The organism is Bradyrhizobium sp. SRS-191 (assembly GCF_024586915.1).
Classification (GTDB): Bacteria; Pseudomonadota; Alphaproteobacteria; order Rhizobiales; family Xanthobacteraceae; genus Bradyrhizobium.
Genome location: NZ_JANBVS010000007.1, coordinates 144,972 through 160,539, shown reverse-complemented (window position 1 = coordinate 160,539; position 15,568 = coordinate 144,972). Strand labels below are relative to the sequence as shown.

At 63.1% G+C, this 15,568-nt stretch carries 13 protein-coding genes and 2 tRNA genes; 4 read left to right on the top strand and 11 right to left on the bottom strand.

Annotation, left to right across the window (positions count from 1 at the left end):
- Positions 1-603: 603 nt before the first annotated feature.
- Positions 604-1,794: a hypothetical protein gene (locus NLR35_RS15020; protein ID WP_257167305.1), complete on the bottom strand. Its 1,191-nt coding sequence runs from the start codon at positions 1,792-1,794 to the stop codon at positions 604-606.
- A gap of 426 nt (positions 1,795-2,220) precedes the next feature.
- On the opposite strand from NLR35_RS15020, the gene NLR35_RS15015 reads away from it, so the two are divergent.
- The 3 genes from NLR35_RS15015 (at position 2,221) to NLR35_RS34315 (ending at position 6,337) form a co-directional block, all read left to right on the top strand.
- Entirely contained in the window at positions 2,221-2,868 is a 648-nt protein-coding gene (locus NLR35_RS15015) for a glutathione S-transferase family protein (protein ID WP_257167304.1), read from the top strand.
- Between the two features lie 404 nt (positions 2,869-3,272).
- Complete coding sequence (locus tag NLR35_RS15010; protein WP_257167303.1) at positions 3,273-5,618, top strand: SIR2 family protein; 2,346 nt, start codon at positions 3,273-3,275, stop codon at positions 5,616-5,618.
- Positions 5,619-5,677: 59 nt separating this feature from the next.
- Positions 5,678-6,337 carry a metallophosphoesterase family protein gene (locus NLR35_RS34315; protein WP_374940816.1) on the top strand — a complete coding sequence of 220 codons (660 nt, stop codon included), beginning with the start codon at positions 5,678-5,680 and terminating at the stop codon, positions 6,335-6,337.
- Positions 6,338-7,468: 1,131 nt separating this feature from the next.
- Here NLR35_RS34315 and NLR35_RS15005 read toward each other — a convergent pair.
- The 10 genes from NLR35_RS15005 to NLR35_RS14960 form a co-directional block, all read right to left on the bottom strand.
- Positions 7,469-7,544: transfer RNA gene (locus NLR35_RS15005), tRNA-Phe, on the bottom strand.
- Between the two features lie 163 nt (positions 7,545-7,707).
- A complete protein-coding gene (gene yacG, locus NLR35_RS15000; protein ID WP_257167302.1) occupies positions 7,708-7,929 on the bottom strand; it encodes a DNA gyrase inhibitor YacG in 222 nt (73 codons plus the stop codon).
- 99 nt (positions 7,930-8,028) lie between these two features.
- On the bottom strand, positions 8,029-8,658 hold the full coding sequence (locus tag NLR35_RS14995; RefSeq protein ID WP_006613056.1) for a Maf-like protein: 630 nt from the start codon (positions 8,656-8,658) through the stop codon (positions 8,029-8,031).
- A gap of 180 nt (positions 8,659-8,838) precedes the next feature.
- Positions 8,839-9,309, bottom strand: coding sequence for a low molecular weight phosphatase family protein (locus NLR35_RS14990; RefSeq protein WP_257167300.1), 471 nt, complete (start codon positions 9,307-9,309; stop codon positions 8,839-8,841).
- Between the two features lie 54 nt (positions 9,310-9,363).
- Positions 9,364-9,870 (bottom strand): UPF0262 family protein, encoded by a 507-nt coding sequence (locus NLR35_RS14985; RefSeq protein ID WP_257167299.1) that lies wholly within the window; start codon positions 9,868-9,870, stop codon positions 9,364-9,366.
- Positions 9,867-11,162: a histidinol dehydrogenase gene (gene hisD / locus NLR35_RS14980; protein ID WP_257167298.1), complete on the bottom strand. Its 1,296-nt coding sequence runs from the start codon at positions 11,160-11,162 to the stop codon at positions 9,867-9,869. The genes NLR35_RS14985 and hisD overlap by 4 nt, the downstream gene beginning before the upstream one ends.
- Before the next feature lie 87 nt (positions 11,163-11,249).
- The gene (locus NLR35_RS14975) at positions 11,250-11,699 is read right to left on the bottom strand and encodes a DUF2948 family protein (protein WP_257167297.1); all 450 of its coding nucleotides are present in this window, start codon (positions 11,697-11,699) and stop codon (positions 11,250-11,252) included.
- A gap of 27 nt (positions 11,700-11,726) precedes the next feature.
- Positions 11,727-13,016 carry a UDP-N-acetylglucosamine 1-carboxyvinyltransferase gene (gene murA / locus NLR35_RS14970; RefSeq protein WP_257167296.1) on the bottom strand — a complete coding sequence of 430 codons (1,290 nt, stop codon included), beginning with the start codon at positions 13,014-13,016 and terminating at the stop codon, positions 11,727-11,729.
- A 140-nt stretch (positions 13,017-13,156) separates the two neighbouring features.
- Positions 13,157-14,872 carry a cyclic nucleotide-binding domain-containing thioredoxin-disulfide reductase gene (locus NLR35_RS14965; protein WP_257167295.1) on the bottom strand — a complete coding sequence of 572 codons (1,716 nt, stop codon included), beginning with the start codon at positions 14,870-14,872 and terminating at the stop codon, positions 13,157-13,159.
- A 27-nt stretch (positions 14,873-14,899) separates the two neighbouring features.
- A complete protein-coding gene (locus tag NLR35_RS14960; RefSeq protein WP_257167294.1) occupies positions 14,900-15,082 on the bottom strand; it encodes a hypothetical protein in 183 nt (60 codons plus the stop codon).
- Positions 15,083-15,419: 337 nt separating this feature from the next.
- Between NLR35_RS14960 and NLR35_RS14955 the strand changes: the two genes are divergently transcribed.
- Positions 15,420-15,494, top strand: a tRNA-Thr gene (locus tag NLR35_RS14955).
- Positions 15,495-15,568: the final 74 nt, after the last annotated feature.

Genomic DNA, 15,568 nt, shown 5'->3' with positions numbered 1-15,568 from the left:
CATAGGTCGTGGACAAATACCCGGCAACGGACACTACCAGGACGACCGCACATCCCTTGACTGAGTCACTCCAGCGCATGTCATCAGCTCCCTTGTTCGGCGTGCCAGGACCACATGGGACGACATTGCCGCGCATCTGCGTGGCGGGCTGTGAGAGAGGTCACATCGACATCGCCCCGGGCATGACGGAATAACAACTCGCTGGATCGCTCGTCGCGACAGCCCCGCTGCCTCCCTTCCCTGGAGGCAGGGCTCTGGGATATGAGCAAAGCTCGCAGCCGGCAGCACGCCTGACACCGTCCTTCGAGACGCCCGCCTGCGGCGGGCTCCCCAGGATGAGGCCTGTTTCGCGGCGGGGGTACTCAACCCTCTCCATGAACACGCCTCTCGGCGTGGTCATGGTCCGGTGTGCAGTGCCGCCTTGGCTTTTGACCCTCATGGTGAGGAGCGCCGGCTTCGGCGCGTCTCGAACCATGAGGCCCCTGAGGAGTACCGAGCCATAGCCAATCGCCCTGCCCTCCAGGGGAGAGTGAGACCGGGATCGCGGCGCCTGCGGTGGTCGTCGGAACGTCGGCAACCTGTCCGCGGCATCGCCTCACGCGCCTAGAATGCATAGTCCAAACCAAAACTCATGCCCCGCAACAGCGTCGTCCCGCGGTGGTCGACACCGGACGCGCTGACGCTGGTCTGCGTGGTCGAGACCTTCTGAATCTGCGCCGGCGCCAGCGCAACGCCATCGAACCACAGCGCGTCGAATCCGAGCTTGAGCGTGACGCTGCCGGTCAGCCGATATTTTGCGACCAGGCGGCCCTCCGCGACGAAGGCGGCGGCGCTGGTGGCGGCGGAGGCCGGGTAGAGCTGCTTCGCCATGCTGACCACAGTGGTCTGCCGCGACCGGTTGTCGTAGAGGCCAGCCTTGACGAGGCCCTCCACGGACAAGCGTCCGATCTGCCAGAGCTCGGATCTCGCACCGACCTGGAGGCCATAGAGATTGTTCACCGTCGTGGTGGTCCAGAACGGCGGATTGACGACGACCGCGCTGTTCGCGAGCGGCACCGCGTTGGGCAACGTGACCGCGCCGAGCAGCTTCCAGGCGGGCTCGCCGAGATCATCCGGGGTCAGCGTCCCCTGCAGCTGATCGCGCAGCTGCAGCCAGCGGACGCCGAGCGAGAGCGTCGTACGCGGCGACAGCTCCACTCGCGCCTCGGCCTCGAGGCTGTGCAGCCTAGTATCATCCCGCCACACCATCGACTGATAGGAATAGTCCTGCGTCTGCCAAAAACTTCCGGGCGCCTTCATGACCAGCCACTGCGCCGGAATCTCCGGCCCGGTCGACCTGACCGCCTTCAAGCCGGGCACGCCGACATAGGACAGCGCGAGCCCGTAACCCGCCGGATCGCGATAAGCGAGGCTCAGCCGCGCCCCCGCAGCCAGCCGCTGGCCGAGCTGGCTGCTGTTCAGGACTTCGACGCCGGGGGTGTTGCTCGTGTTGGCGCCGGTCAGTGTCAGCCACGGCACGTTGCCGGGCACCAGCGACACCAGCGGCTGATGCGATGTGCCCGAGCGGCCCAGCAGGATCGTCTCCGCGGACAGGGTCCAGCGGGACTGCGGCTCTGACGGTGGCGACGGGCCGGAGAGCGGGCGTTCGTCGTGCGTGGAAGCGCGCGCAGCCGCAGGGCCGCGATCATCGGCCGCCGCGGCGGTCGATAACAGCTGAGCGAGGGCGAGTCCGCACAGCACTCGGGCGGGACGCGGATGGCGGCGGTTGCGTTGTGAGGCGGAAACGACGGTCACCCGATTTCCCCTGTCTTGCGCGCGGATGCCCTTGGCTGTGGCGCGCGCCACTCGGTTGAGACTCTCACGCCACCGGATACGCCGCGCAGGCTCGGAAAAGACGAAGGAAGACGGCCGACGGAGGACATGGCCGAGGGAAGACATGGCCAACACAGCGGCACCACCATTCGGCATTCACGACGGCGTCCGCTCGCCGGCCGACAACACGCTTGTTCTGCACCGCGCCTGCCGATTCGGAAAGAGCTCGTTGGGCGGATGAGCGCAGCGTAATCCCCGCCTCACCACAGGGATTCTCAACCCGTCACGGCAACTCCGCGCGGGTAGATATTTGCGGCCGAGCCTCGGACCCGCTACGAAGTGCCTTCATCGCGCGCGATGCTCGGGCAGCAGCTCCGCTCCTCATCGCGACAACGGATGGACCTGCCCATGTTGACCGTCTACGGGCGTAAGAGCTCCTACAATCTACAGAAGGTGATGTGGCTCGTGGCAGAGCTTGGTTTGCCGCACGAGCATATCGAGCGCGGCGGTGATTTCGGCGGCCTCGATGCGCCGACCTTCCTGGCGATGAATCCCCATGGTCGCGTGCCAGTCATCAAGGACGGCGACACCGTGGTGTGGGAATCGCAGGCCATTCTCCGCTATCTTGGGGCGATGTATGGGCGACCGCAGTTCTGGGCGGAGGATGCGGCGACGCGTTCGCATCCGGACCGCTGGCTCGACTGGAATGCGACCTCGCTGCAACCGGACTTTCTCAACGGTATTTTCTGGGGCTGGTACCGAACGCCCGCCGAGAAGCGGAACATGAGCGCCGTCAAGGCCAAGTTCACCGCCTGCAGCCGGCACATGATGCTGCTCGACCGCGTCATCGGGGATAAGCCATTTCTTCTAGGCGCTGAGCTGACGCTCGCCGATATCGCGATCGGCACAGCGTTTCATCGCTACTTCAACATGGAGATTCCACGTCCCGACGTGCCGCGCGTCGAGGACTGGCACCACCGCCTCCAGGAACGGCCAGGCTATCGCCGTCACGTCATGCTGCCGTTCGCGGAGCTTTATGGTCGGCTGGCGTATTGAAGGCCGACTGCCCCTCGCCGCGAACAAGGATCTCAATCGGCGAAGATCAAGCTTACGAAGGTTGCGCGGACCGTGCTCGGCAGCGTTCCCAACACTGTCACCCTCATTGGACATACATTTCAAATGACCGCCCAGCGCGGCGCAAAAGCTGAGAGCAATCATTGCGCCTGGGAAGAAGGGCGGATTACGCTCCGCTAATCCGCCCTACGCGCTGTCACGGAAATCCGGACTGCAGCGTTCTTAGCTTCGTTGGCTGCCTCCTGCTTTCCAGGAGGCTCTCGATATTTTGCGCCGCACCAATCCCTCGTTGCGAGCAACTTGCTCGGAAACGGTGGAATGACACGGTTGAAACAACATTAAACAAAGCGTTACAGTTGTAAATCAAACCAATTTCAGGACGCAAAATGGATTTCGATGATAAGCAATTTGCGTTTCGTCGACTTGCCGCTGTTTACGCAGAAAGAACGCAGCCAATTGTATTCTTCGTCGGAGCGGGGCTAAGCGCTCCTGCAGGAATGCCAAACTGGCTGCAGTTGCGAGACCACCTTACACGAGTCGGCGAGTCCAAATTCGCAACCTTCGACCTTGATCAGCGCGCAAAGAAGCTTGCAGACCTTCGTTCAGTCAAACAAATACCAACCCTGTGGGCCCAATTCTCTCGCCTAGAAGACTTGATAGGCTTTGCGACCTTCAGAGAGGCAATCCTCGAGAAATTTGCTCCAAGCGCAACTCTTCCTATTCCAAAGTTATATGAAGGGATATGGGAGCTGAACGTTCGGGGAGTAATAAGTCTCAACTTAGACATCTTCGCGCGGCGCGCATTCGCGAGCGAACGGTCGTTGACCTCGATTACATCACGAGACGTCGGACAGAAAGCTCACATCCTCAAGAACCCGAAACAGCACTTTCTTGCAGCGCTGCACGGCTCTTATGACGATGTTTCTACATGGGTTCTGACGGAACGACATCTAAACAGGCTACTCGATGACACGGCATACCTGAATTTCGTAAACACCGTTTTCACCACTCACGTAATCATTTTCCTTGGAATCAGCGCCGACGACATTGCGGCCGGGGGAATACTGCATCGACTAATTTCTAAAGGAATTGACCCGGGAAACCACTTCTGGATGACCTCTCGCTCGGACACCACGACTGACTCTTGGGCCGAAAACAACAACCTGCTCGTTATTCGCTATGAATCGGGTCACGGACACCAAGCACCAATAGATTCTGCAATCAAATTCCTTCGTGACTTTAAATCTGTAGATGAACCGCTTCCGCCAATTACTACATCTTCGTATGGCATCTCTCATAGCATTGAATCGCCAGACGATCTGGAGAAACTTGCGCCGAATGAAATACGCCTAAAGCTTAATACGTACGCTGCGCGCTTTGCCGGCGCTGGAGAGATTGAGCTGAAGGAATACAATGCGTTCTTGAGTAAGTACAAATTCGCCATGCACAAGGCAAGGTATGTCGACGTAGCCGAGCCGTTCAACAATTTCTTTGACTTCAAAATCATTGACAGAATTGGCAGCGGCCTTTTTGGAACGGTGTTCAAAGCTGTAGCAAAAGACGGATCCTTTCGCGCCATTAAAATTCTGCGCAACGAAGTTATGTCCAATGAAACCATGCTTCAGTGCTTCCGCCGCGGAGCTTCATCCATGAAGATCATGGACAAAGCTAGAGTAGCTGGAGTCGTGAAGCTTGATCAAGCGCTCGAAATTCCGCCGTCCATAATCATGGAGTTTGTCGAAGGAGGAAATTTGGAGGAGGCTAAGGCAGCTTCCCTTCTTGACGGCTGGATTGAAATAATCGGCATCTGCCGAGATGTTGCGAGAATTGTAAAAAGTGGGCACCTGCTGCCCGAGCGGGTTCTTCATCGAGACATCCGGCCCGCAAATATTATGTTGCGAGGGCTCTATACGCCTAACCCTAGAGAGGTCACCGTATTAGATTTTGATCTCTCCTGGCACGTCGGCGCAATCGGAAACACTATCGCACCTCACGTTATGCAAGCGATGGGATATCTATCGCCCGAGCAAAGAGGCGCCAATCGGGGGTCGACCTCGCGTAGCGCAACCGTAGATACTTTCGGCTTGTCAATGACACTCTATCATCTGTTGACAGGCTTGCACCCGGGATTGGGCGAACATCGCGAGCCAGAGTGGATGAAAATCATCTATTCGAGGCTACCGTCAGCCGGCTTGGGAGATTGGACATCCCTAAGGCGACGCGTTGCGCGACTAATTGCAACAGGGACAGATAGCGAGCAAGTTCGACGTCCAGATATGGGCGAGATGGAGTTTGAGCTTTCGAGAATTCACCAATGCTTGACAATGCCCGATCTGGTTAAGTCTGCGGAGTTGATCGCCGAAAGACTGTTCTTTGATGCATTTGCAGGAGATTATGAGTGGAATGATGATCAATCGAACGCGACGCGTCGACTCGCCAGTGGCATAGAGTTCGTAATGAGATGCGTTGAAGATGATTCAGGTCTTGAACTTGTCATTACTTTTACGGCTCAAGGTCACGAGAATCGCAAGCACATCGCAAAATACCTCTCCAAGTCATTCGATCAAGCAAAAAGATTGCTTCGAGATAACGGTTGGAAAATTCTTGTCGATCAAGTCGATCATGGCACGGCCCGCGTGACATGCGGCACGGACATACGTGAGGCAACTCGCTTCTTGAAGCAGTGGCCCAAGATGCTCAAAGAACTCGGCGACCTTTTTAGCTTTGACTGATCAGACTTGGCGCCTGCTGTTCAGACAAGCGCCATCGATTTTGCAAGTTGGAAACATCGATGAGAAAAACCTATGTAATAGGTGACATACACGGCTGCTTAAGACAACTACGTGGACTGGTCGATCGATGCAGGCTGGATTGCGGAGAAGATAGACCCAAGTTCATTTTCATCGGCGACTATATCGACCGCGGGCCCGACAGCCATGGAGTCGTTGAATTTCTAATGGGTGCACAAAAGAGTGACTCTGAGACCGTTATATGTCTGCGAGGCAATCATGAAGCGTTAGCATTATTGAGTACGTACGATACTGCCAATGTTCCGGTCTGGCTCCATAACGGGGGCGAGGCTACGCTTCTCAGCTATAGGGTAGGCACCCCCGCCGAGATGCCCCACGATCATATCTGCTGGTTTCAATCGCTACCTATTCACTATGATGACGGGTTACGCTTCTTCGTGCATGCCGGCATTGACCCGAACAAACCACTTAATCAACAAGCCGAAAATGATTGTCTGTGGATGAGGGAGCCCTTCTTGTCTGACCGACAAAATTATTCGAGGCTCGTGGTACATGGCCACACGCCAACTTTGAACCAAATGCCCGAACAGCGTACCAATAGATTAAACGTCGACACGGGCGCGTACTTGGGCGGTCCTCTCACTGCCGCAATTTTCGATGATCGATCGCCCAAGCCTTTAGGCTTCTTGCAAGAGTACTGAAAGGGTTCATCAAGAGCAATTGCAGGAATTATCCGCTGTGACTCTCAAGGAGAGCGGGCGCTAGCAGTCTGGTGAAAAAGCTCTGTTTCTGGTCGCGGTCTATGATCAAGCAAACGACCTCGTTCTTAGAGGAACAGATACCCGGAACTGCGGATTAGAATACGTGACAGTGCTGGACTGTACCCCTCAAGTGAGACACGCTAATTTCAGTGACAGGCATTCCGAGGATGACCTGTGGCAGCGAGAGGGAAGAACCGTCAGTTTCCGACGGCATACAAACTGAAGGCGATCAAGCGCGTCGAGCGAGGCGACAGCGTTCTGCCCGTCGCGGGCGAGCTTGAGAATCGCATAAGATCCTGCACGACTGAGAATTACGTTGACGCTGCACTTTTCTCCTTGCTCGTTTCGGGGCAACGCCAAGCGTTTGTTCGTCGTGCTCGGGGAGGAGGCTGACATCAATCGGCGTGGCCATTTATTCTGAATACCAGAAAGTTTGTTGACACGATCCCCAAATCAGTGGTTTGATCCCGCCATCCCGCCCGCACTGAGAGGGGCGTATCGCGATCGTCACGGGACGTTGCGGCGGGGAGTGGTGGCCGCGGGGCGACGCAGCATCCTTGATGGGTGCGGACGAACGTCGTTGCGCGGACGGTCAAGCCGTGTGGTCCCGACACCCCGACGCTGGTGTCTTGGTCGGCGACGATGTCGATGACGGGGGCAAGCAAGCCCGGTCCCCTGGGAGAGCACGGAGCAGCCGTTCAAACCATCGCGCAGGGAAGGCCGGGTTGTTTCCGGCTGAGCCTGTGGTTCCTTCCCCGTGCACTCTGTTTCGCACGGGGGCCGCGGGTGCCAGTCGGCACTCGGCCTTCCCTGCGCCCTCTCACTTAATGAGGAGGCCGACTGCAGCAGAGCTCGGGGCGATCAGCTCGCGAGATCGCGGCGGCATGGGCGCGGGTGACGGCTGCTTATCGCGGCGGGCTGTTTGACAGGGTTGATCGGAGATCAGGGAGCGCGACTCAAGTTGACACTTGGGGGGCTCAAACGCCCGGCTTCGCCAAGGGCTACGCCGGGCACGCTTCGCCCTTCGGGCTACTTCGAGGCTGCGCCACGCGTAGCCCGAAGGGCGAAGCGTGGTGCCCAGGGGCGGGATCGAACCACCGACACTGCGATTTTCAGTCGCATGCTCTACCAACTGAGCTACCTGGGCAAGTCTCGTGAGGGGCATAAAAGCCCTGCGAGCCGGCGGTTTATAGTGGGCGCGGACGGTGCTGTCTACCGCCCTTCGCGTAAGTTTTCACATTCCTTTTGCAGTTGCGCAGCCGCGCCTGCGGTCGCCGGCATCGCCGGACCAAGGCGATGAAAATACTGGATTATTCGACGTCGTCCTCGTCGCCTTCGGTGGCCGGGATGACATAGGAGCCGCTGAGCCAGCGGTTGAGGTCGACGTCGCGGCAGCGCGGCGAGCAGAACGGGCGCGACGCTTCGGCGGCCGGCCGGTTGCAGATCGGGCAGCGGCGGAGGGGCTTCGCGGGAGCGGCGGTTTTGGCGCTAGTCTTGGCGTTAGTCTTGGAGCGGGTCGAATCGTCGGGCATGGCCGCTATTTAGGCGCCCGCGGCGCCGGATGCATCCCCGGAGCGTGATCGGGAAAAGTGGCCCCGGTTGTCCGGGAGAATGCTCGAACCACCGGGGCATCACACGCCGACGGTGTTCAGCCACCCGAAGCGGATCGGAAAGCCCTCGCCGGCGAGCAGGGTCGTGGTCTCGTACAACGGCAGGCCGACGACGTTGGTGTAGGAGCCGACCATCTTCACCACGAACGAGCCGGCGATGCCCTGGACGGCGTAGCCGCCGGCCTTCCCGCGCCATTCGCCGGAACCGATATAGGCCTGGATGTCGTCCTCGCTGAGCCGCTTGAAGCGGACGCGGGTCTCGACCAGGCGCTGGCGGAACGCCTCCTTCGGCGTCACCAGGGTGATCGCGGTGTAGACGCGGTGGTTGCGGCCCGACAACAGGCGCAGGCACTGCGAGGCCTCGTCGACCAGGTTGGCCTTGGGCAGGATGCGGCGACCGACCGCGACCACCGTGTCGGCCGAGATGATGAAGGCGCCGCGCAGCTCGTCGTCGAGCTGGACGGATTTCAGCGCCGCATCGGCCTTGGCCCGCGCAAGGCGGTTGGCGCAGGCGCGCGGCAGCTCGCCGCGCTTCGGCGTCTCGTCGACGTCCGCGGGGCGCAGCGCGTCGGGCTCGATGCCAGCCTGGTTGAGCAGCGCCAGACGCCTCGGCGAGCCGGATGCAAGAACGATTTTGGGACGGCCGAGCATGCTGATTTCGCTGAGGGATTCGGAAATGGCGGGGGCGGGCGCGCGGAACCTATCGGAAGGGCTGTCATTCCACAACCCGAAGGGTGCGACAAGCTGCGACGGGCCTGCTCTAAGCGCTCAGTTTGAGCTGATGACAACGCTGGTATTTCGGTTCGATGACAGCTGTGGGGGAACCGGAACTCACAAGCCTGCCGGTCCCGGCTTGGCGAAGCGCTTGCGGATGCGGGTGAACAGGCCGTCGCAGACCTCGCGATAGGCCGACAGCTTCTGCTCGCGGTTGCCGTCGGCATTTGTGGGGTCCGGCGTCGGCCAATATTCGACGTCGGCGGCGATGGTGCGGGTCAGCTCGAGCGCCTTGTGATGCGCTTCCGGAGAGAGGGTGATGATGAGGTCGAAGTTCAGGCCCTCCCAGTCCTCGAGCTCCTCGAAGGTGGTGGGCTTGTGCTGCGAGATGTCCTGGCCGAGCTCGGCCATCACGGAGACGGCGAACGGGTCGAGCTCGCCCTTCTTGACGCCGGCGGAGCGGACGTAGAGCGCGTGCGGAAACATCTGCCGCAGCAGGCTTTCGGCCATCGGCGAGCGCACGCTGTTCTGCCCGCAGGCGAACAGCACCGCCTGCGGCTGGCGCGCGCGCGGCGGCCCCTCGGCCATGCGGCTAGGCGCCCTTGGCCGAAAGCTGGGACGCGCGGCGGGCGGCGCGCGGCGTCACTGGCCCTCGCCCTTCCAGTGCAGCACCGTGATCAAGGTGAACAGCCGGCGCGAGGTCTCGAAGTCGACCCGCACCTTGCCCTTGAGCCGCTCCTGCAAAGTGCGCGAGCCCTCGTCATGGATGCCGCGGCGGCCCATGTCGATCGCCTCGATCTTGTCGGGCGTGGCGGTGCGGATCGCCTGGTAGTAGCTGTCGCAGATCATGAAATAGTCCTTCACGATCCGCCTGAACGGCGACAGCGACAGCAGGTGCGTGACGACCGGCGTACCGTCCTCGCGGCGGATGTCGAACATCAGCCGGTTGGCGGTGATGCCGAGATGCAGGGTGAAGGGACCGGCCCCGTCGGCGCCCTCGGGCGCGAACAGGTTCTCCTCGACGAGGTCGTAGATCGCGATCGCCCGCTCATGCTCGATGTCAGGACCGGAGCGGCCGATCGACTCCTCGTCGAGCGTCACCGCCACGATGCGATTGGTCCGGTCGTCGCCTGGCGGGTTCTGGGTCATGGCAGATTGAGGCGTATTCCCACGGAGCGTGAATGGGCGTCGAGACCCTCGGCCTTACCCAGAGTCATCGCCGCTGGCCCCAGCGCGCGCAACTGGTCCGGACCGCATTTCAACAGCGACGTGCGCTTCATGAAGTCGAGCACGCCGAGACCGGAGGAGAACCGCGCCGAGCGCGCGGTGGGCAGCACATGATTGGAGCCGCCGACATAGTCGCCGATCGCCTCCGGCGTGTGCGCGCCGAGGAAGATGGCACCGGCGTTGCGGACCTTGGCCGCGAACGCGTCGGGGTCGGCGGTCATGATCTCCAGATGCTCGGCGGCGATGGCGTCCGCCAGCGGCACGGCCTGGTCGAGGTTGTCGACCTCGATGATGGCGCCGAAATCGGCCCACGACGCGCCGGCGATCGCGGCGCGCGGCAGGGTCTTGAGCTGGCCCTCGACGGCGCGGGCGACGTCGTCCGCGAGGCGGCGGCTGTCGGTGATCAGGATCGATTGCGCGCTGGCGTCGTGCTCGGCCTGGGCCAGCAGGTCGGCGGCGATCCAGTCGGCATTGCCGCTGTCGTCGGCGATGACCAGCACCTCGGACGGGCCGGCGATCATGTCGATGCCGACCTTGCCGAACACCAGCCGCTTGGCGGCCGCGACATAGGCATTGCCGGGGCCGACGATCTTGGCGACGGGGGCGATCGTCGCGGTGCCATGCGCCAGCGCCGCCACGGCCTGCGCGCCGCCGACGCGGTAGATCTCGGAGACGCCGCCGAGATGCGCGGCCGCCAGCACCAGCGGATTGAGCTTGCCGTCGGGCGCCGGCACCACCATCACGAGACGGCCGACGCCGGCGACCTTGGCAGGAATGGCGTTCATCAGCACCGAGGAGGGATAGGCCGCGGTGCCGCCGGGCACATAGAGACCGGCAGATTCGATCGCGCTCCAGCGCCAGCCAAGCTCGACGCCGGCGGCGTCGGTGAAGCGCTGGTCCTGGGGCAGCTGCTTCAGGTGAAAGGCCTCGATGCGGTCGCGGGCGAATTTCAGCGCATCGACCGTGGTGGCGTCGCAGGCCTTCACCGCGGCTTCGATCTCGCCCGCCGTGACGCGCAGCGTGGCGGCAGTCAGCTCCAGCCGGTCGAACTTGGCCGTCGCCTCGAGCAGCGCCGCATCGCCGCGCCTGGCGACGTCGTCGACGATGGCGCGGGCGGCGGCTTCGACGTCGGCGGAGGTCTCGCGCTTGGCGGCGAGAAACTGCCGAAACTGGGTGTCGAAATCGGCGCTGGCGCGGGACAGGCGAATGGGCATCTCTGGCACTTTCCGAAGGGGTGGCTGCCCCAGACCCCCTGCTCAATGGCGCGGCAGCGCGGGGCCGTCAACCCTTTGAACCGGCCCCTACCCGGTCAGCGGCGGCACGTCGTCGACCTCGCCGACGCCGAGATCGTCAGCTCCGAGATCGGTCAGCTCGCATTCCAGGCATTCGACATCGAGTCGCAGCGCGCCGCCGTGGGAGAACAGCAGCAGCGCACTTCCCGCGGGCGGCTCGGTCCCAGCGTGGAATTCGATGCCGATCAGCTCCAGCCCCGACGGGGGTGCGCTGAGATCGATGCCGCGCGACTTGCACGCCAGCACGCGATCGAAGCGCAACGCCGCCAGCAGCCGGCGCGGCTCGCTCTCGCCGTGAAGAGCCTGGTCCCAGTCGAGCCGGTTCATGCCGATGACCAGCCGCTTCTCGGCCTGCCGCCAGATGATGTCGGCCGGCGCCACCCGCGCGTCCTGCACATGGGCGGAGATCACGGCGAGATCGTCGGCGTCGAGCGCGATCAGTTTGAGCCGGTCGGTCACGACATCATCCTCATTCGCTTCGTCACCTCACTCGCGGATGCGCTCGATGGTCGCGCCGCAGGCCTTCAGCTTGTCTTCCAAACGCTCGAAACCGCGATCGAGATGATAGACGCGGTTGATCATGGTCTCACCTTCCGCGGCCAGCCCGGCAATCACCAGCGACACCGAGGCGCGCAGATCGGTCGCCATCACGGGCGCGCCGCGCAAGGTCGAGATGCCCTCGATCCGCGCGGTCTCGCCGTCCAGACTGATACGCGCGCCGAAGCGGGCCAGTTCCTGGACGTGCATGAAGCGGTTCTCGAAGATGGTCTCGGTGATCGCCGAAGCTCCCTGCGCCCGCACCATCAGCGCCATCAGTTGGGCCTGCAGGTCGGTCGGAAAACCGGGGAACGGCGCGGTCGTGACCTGCACCGGGCGGATGCCGTGGCCGTTGCGGACGACGCGAATCCCCTCGGCATCGCTCGATATCTCGGCGCCGGCCTCAGACAGCACGTCGAGTGCGGACTGCAAGAGCTCCGGCCGGGCACCGGCGAGTTGGACATCGCCGCCGGTCATCGCGGCGGCGATCGCATAGGTGCCGGCCTCGATGCGGTCCGGCAGCACGGTATGCCGCGCGCCGTGCAGAGCGGCGACGCCCTCGATCTCTATAACAGGCGTGCCGGCGCCGGAGATGCGCGCGCCCATCTTGTTGAGGCAATCGGCGAGATCGGTGATCTCCGGCTCGCACGCAGCATTGGTGATGACCGTCGTGCCCTTGGCGAGCGCCGCCGCCATGACCGCGACATGGGTGCCGCCGACAGTCACCTTCGGGAAATCGATCGTGCCGCCGCGCAAGCCGCCCGGCGCCTTGGCGACGACATAGCCGGCGTCGATCTCGATGCTGGCGCCGAGCCTCGTCAGCGCCATGATCAAAAGATCGACCGGCCGCGTGCCGATGGCGCAGCCGCCGGGCAAGGACACCCGCGCCTCGTGCATGCGCGCGAGCAGCGGCGCGATCACCCAGAAGCTGGCGCGCATCCGCGACACCAGCTCGTAAGGCGCGGTCGTGTCGATGATGTTGGCCGCCGAGATCTGCAGCGTCTGGCCTTGATACTGGCCGTCGCCGGGGCGCTTGCCGACCGACATGATGTCCACGCCGTGATTGCCGAGAATGCGCTGCAGCTGCGCGACGTCGGCCAGGCGCGGGACGTTGTCCAGGATCAGCGTCTCCGGCGTCAGCAGGCCTGCGATCATCAGCGGCAGCGCGGCGTTCTTCGCGCCCGAAATCGGGATGATGCCGTGAAGCGGTTTGCCGCCGACGATGCGAATGCGATCCATGCTGGTCCTATGGGAGCTGGCCGGTAAATCGGGCTGAGATGGGCGCAACAGGACCGACATTACGGCGATTTGATGAGTTCGCAACGGCAGGTCGCATCCTCAGGGCCTTCATCCCCTGACGGTGCAACGCGCCGAACGAATCAGACCGGAGGCACCAGCGCATCGGCCAAAAACCCGTGCAGCGCGGCCACCACCTGGGCGCCCTCTCCGATGGCGCCGCCGACCCGCTTGACCGAGCCGGAGCGGACGTCACCGACCGCAAAGACCCCGGGCACCGACGTCTCCAGCGGCGACACCATCCGCCCGGCATTCTGCTCCGACTGCGCGCCGGTGACGACGAAGCCGGCGCGGTCGAGCGTCACGCCGCAATCGCCGAGCCAGCCGGTCGCCGGATCGGCGCCGACGAACAGAAACAGGTTGCTGATGTCGGCGGGCGTGTCCTCGCCCGACAACCGGCTTCTCAAGGTGATACGCTCCAGCCCGGTGTCGGCGCCGCCGTCGAGCGCGACCACCTCGGTGTTGAACAACAGCTCGATGTTGGGCGTCGCCTCGATGCGCTCGATCAGATAGCGCGACATCGATGCCGCCAGCCCGCCGCCGCGGATGATCATCCGCACCTTCTTCACGTGCCCCGACAAAAACACCGCAGCCTGCCCGGCGGAATTGCCGCCGCCGACGAGGGCGACCTCCTGCCCCGCGCACAGCCGCGCCTCGATCGGCGAAGCCCAGTACCAGACGCCACGGCCCTCGAACTCCTTGAGCCGGTCGAGGCCCGGCCGCCGATAGCGCGCGCCGCTGGCAACCACGATCGAACGCGCCCGGACCTCGTCGCCGCCCTCCAGCGCCAGCACGAAGGCGCCGTTCCTGCGCTCGCAATCGAGCGCCGTCACCGATACCGGGATCATGATCTCGGCGCCGAATTTCTGCGCCTGGTTGAAGGCGCGCGCGGTCAGCGCGAGGCCGGTGATTCCGGTCGGAAAGCCGAAATAGTTCTCGATGCGGGCGCTGGCGCCGGCCTGGCCGCCGAAGGCCCGCGAATCCAGCACCGCGACGGACAGACCTTCGGAGGCGCCATACACCGCGGTGGCAAGTCCGGCCGGTCCGCAGCCGACCACCGCGACGTCGTAGATCTTCTCGCCGCGCGGGCCGCCGATCATTCCGATGGCGCGGGCGAGCTCGGTCTCGCTCGGGTTGCGCAGCACGCTGCCGTCGGAGACCACGACCAGCGGCAGCTCTGCCGGCGTCGGCGAATAGCGCGCGATCAGATCGGCGGCGTCGTGATCGACAGCGGGATCGAGCAGATGGTGCGGAAAGCCGTTGCGGGTGAGAAAGCTCTGCAGCCGCGCGATCGCGGCCGATTGCGGCGGGCCGATCATGACCGGGCCGCCGGCGCCGCCCTGAATGAGATTGACCCTGCGCAGGATCAGCGCCCGCATGATGCGCTCGCCGAGCTCGGCCTCGGCGATCAGCAAAGCGCGCAGCTTCTCGGGGCGAATCAGGATGACCTCGACCTCGCCTTCGGCGTGGCCGTCGACCAGCGCGACGCGGCCGGAGAGCTGGGCGATCTCGGCGAGAAACTGTCCCGGCCCCTGATCGATGACCGGGGTGACGTGACCGAGGCCGTCGCGTTGGGTAATGGCGACATGACCCTTGAGGATCACAAACATGCCCGGACCCGGTTTGCCGGTCTCGAACAGCAGCTCACCGTCGCGATAGGTCCGGATCTCGCCGAAGCCGCGCAGGCGCGCGATCTCGGCCGGGGTCAGCTCCGGGAAGGTCTGGTCGAACCGGGCAAAGGTCTTCGCCAGCTCCACGCCTTGTCCCGCCGAATCAGTCGCCGTTCCCTCATCCGTCATCCGCACGCTCCCCACATTGAACTCTTCTTACCGTTGTTCATCCGGACCGCGATCACCGGCCGCCTCAACGCTGCCCTCGTCGGCGGACGCCGTCTGACTGCGTTCCCGGCTCTGGGCCTTGCGCCGCTTCAGATTCTCGCGCAGCGCCTGCTTCAGCCGCTCCTCGCGCGCGCCCTTCCTCGACGAATCCTTGCCGGTCTGGTCTGCCATTGTCACGCGGTCCCCCCTTACCAGGAGCACAATTGATGCTGCGGGCGCGAAAGCCAAGAGGCGATCCGACGCAGACGATAGGTCCCGCTCCAGGCCACGTCGCCCGCCCGCATGGGGAGTTGCCGACGCACACGCAGGTCATTTCGGCCCTCGAGGCGAAATTCGCAGCCGAATCGATGATTTCGATCCGATTCGGAGCAGTTTTGCGCCGATTCGGCCGGAGCACCTGCGTCTTTCCCCGAAAACCGAACGAGCCGCGCTTGCGCAGGCCAGGACCTTGTGGCAAGAACCGCCCGCGTTCGGGCGCGGCCTTCGGGGCCGGTCCCCCGCCGTTTTTGCTGCCGTAGCTCAGTGGTAGAGCACTCCCTTGGTAAGGGAGAGGTCGACAGTTCAATCCTGTCCGGCAGCACCATCTCGTTCTCCTCACAGTACAGCTCCGCACCATCTCGGCCTCATGGTTCGAGCCGCGCCGTGATTGGCGATCGT

Coding starts and splice junctions, on each gene's coding strand:
- NLR35_RS14995 (WP_006613056.1), bottom strand. CDS start 8,658: ATGCTCGGCCGTCCCAAAATCGTTCTTGCATCCGGCTCGCCGAGGCGT.
- NLR35_RS14960 (WP_257167294.1), bottom strand. CDS start 15,082: ATGGCAGACCAGACCGGCAAGGATTCGTCGAGGAAGGGCGCGCGCGAG.
- NLR35_RS34315 (WP_374940816.1), top strand. CDS start 5,678: ATGAGAAAAACCTATGTAATAGGTGACATACACGGCTGCTTAAGACAA.
- NLR35_RS15010 (WP_257167303.1), top strand. CDS start 3,273: ATGGATTTCGATGATAAGCAATTTGCGTTTCGTCGACTTGCCGCTGTT.
- NLR35_RS14985 (WP_257167299.1), bottom strand. CDS start 9,870: ATGACCCAGAACCCGCCAGGCGACGACCGGACCAATCGCATCGTGGCG.
- hisD (WP_257167298.1), bottom strand. CDS start 11,162: ATGCCCATTCGCCTGTCCCGCGCCAGCGCCGATTTCGACACCCAGTTT.
- murA (WP_257167296.1), bottom strand. CDS start 13,016: ATGGATCGCATTCGCATCGTCGGCGGCAAACCGCTTCACGGCATCATC.
- NLR35_RS15015 (WP_257167304.1), top strand. CDS start 2,221: ATGTTGACCGTCTACGGGCGTAAGAGCTCCTACAATCTACAGAAGGTG.
- NLR35_RS14990 (WP_257167300.1), bottom strand. CDS start 9,309: ATGGCCGAGGGGCCGCCGCGCGCGCGCCAGCCGCAGGCGGTGCTGTTC.
- NLR35_RS14965 (WP_257167295.1), bottom strand. CDS start 14,872: ATGACGGATGAGGGAACGGCGACTGATTCGGCGGGACAAGGCGTGGAG.
- yacG (WP_257167302.1), bottom strand. CDS start 7,929: ATGCCCGACGATTCGACCCGCTCCAAGACTAACGCCAAGACTAGCGCC.